Here is a 1,655-nt window from a genome sequence, read left to right as displayed (position 1 = left end):
CCCTCGAAGGGCGCGTCGGTCGTCTCGCTGTCCGTCTCGTCGTGCGTCGCGTAGGGTGTCGTGGTGGTGGTGTCCGTCATGGGTGCTGCGGTGGGTTCGGGTCGGTGAGCGCCCGGGTCGGTGAGAGTCCGGGCGAGTTAGCGGACCGGTGCGCGCGGGTCGGGGGTCGTCCGGGACGGGGTCGCCACTCCCGCCGGCGGACGGGTCACGCGCGTTTTTTCGAGAAGAGCCGCGTCGCTGCCGCCGACTGCGGACCGCGTGCGGACGCGGGTCGAATCACACCGGCATATGGATCGGTCGCGCGCTTATGTGTTGTGTCTGGGGTCGAAACTGCCGCGGCGCCGCGGTCCGAGCGATTCGGTCGGCGGCCGGTCAGGCCCCGAGCAGGTCCGCCAGCTCGTGGAGCGTCTCGACCGTGACGTCCGGGTCGCCGCCGAACGGCTCCCACGGCGTCCCCTTCCGGTCGACCCGCGCGGCCTGCATCCCGGCGTTGCGAGCGCCCAGCACGTCGAACCAGCCGGCGGTGGCGTGGACCACCTCGTCGATCGGCGTCCCGGTCCGGGCCGCGCCGTGGCGGTAGAGGTCGGCCGCCGGCTTGAACGTCTCCACCTCGTCGGCGCTGATCGCGTCCTCGATCAGGTCCGCGATGTCGGCGTGCTCGACCATCGACGCGAGCATCTCGGGGTTCCCGTTCGAGAGGACGTAGCAGTCGTATCCCGCGTCGCGGAGCCGCTCGACGCCGGCGCGCACGTCGTCGAACACCTCAAGCTCGTGGTACACCGCGAGGATCTCGTCGCGCTCCGCGTCGGGGAGGTCGACGCCGTGCGCCGCCAGCGCGTGCGTCAGCGCGTCGCGGTTCACCTCGTAGAACGGCTGGTAGGCGTCGACCGCGTTCGCGACGAACGCGTACGCCAGCGACCGCGACCGCCAGAGCCGCGACACCGGCTCGGGGTCCGGGACCCGGTCCGCGAGCGCCGCCTCGGCGGCCTCGACGTCCACGAGCGTGCTGTACGAGTCGAACGTCACCGTCGAGACGCGGTCCGGATCGAACGCCATGTGCGGGGCCACAGCGGGCGGCCGGATAAGCGGTCGGGGCGCCGGCAGGACCCGTCCCGGCTCGGCCGCGGAGCTCCCCCGTCCGACCGGAGGGCGGCCAGCGGGACGGCCGCGGCCGCCGGGGCCGCACGGCTCGCACATTTATCCCGGCCGGGCGACTCTGGAGGACGCATGAGCGACCCTGCCGACGACGCCCCCGACCCGACCGACGGCGACGACGTCCCGGATCCGACCGCGGACGGCGCGCCGGACGGGCGAGACGAGATCGACGCCGACACCGACGCCGGACGCCACGAGTACGATCCGGACGCGGACCACGCGTTCCCGGACGAGCGGCTCAACGAGGTCATGTCGCGGCTCGTGTCGGACGAGGCGGTCGTCGCCTACCTCGAGGCGCAGAACGTCAACCCGGTCGACCGGAAGGGGTACAACGACCACGGCGCCAAACACGTCGAGATCGTCCGCGACCGCGCGCTCCGGCTGTACGACCTGCTCAAAGCCGGCGGCGTCGGGTTGCACGGGTGTCTCTTAGACAAAGCTGGCGCCGCCGACGCAACGGGACGAGTAGATCCCGGGTGTGGCGCAGACCTACCAAAAAC

General features: G+C 72.3%; 1 protein-coding gene and 1 pseudogene. One reads left to right on the top strand and one right to left on the bottom strand.

All coding sequences use genetic code 11. The annotated features are described in order from the left end of the window. Positions 1-372 precede the first annotated feature (372 nt). Positions 373-1,056, bottom strand: coding sequence for a haloacid dehalogenase type II (locus B9G38_RS17055; protein ID WP_086221157.1), 684 nt, complete (start codon positions 1,054-1,056; stop codon positions 373-375). 171 nt (positions 1,057-1,227) lie between these two features. On the opposite strand from B9G38_RS17055, the pseudogene B9G38_RS17050 reads away from it, so the two are divergent. Further along, positions 1,228-1,655: pseudogene (locus tag B9G38_RS17050) on the top strand (hypothetical protein); the annotation flags it as partial.

The organism is Halorubrum sp. SD612 (assembly GCF_002135005.1).
This window is presented reverse-complemented; position numbering and strand designations above follow the sequence as displayed.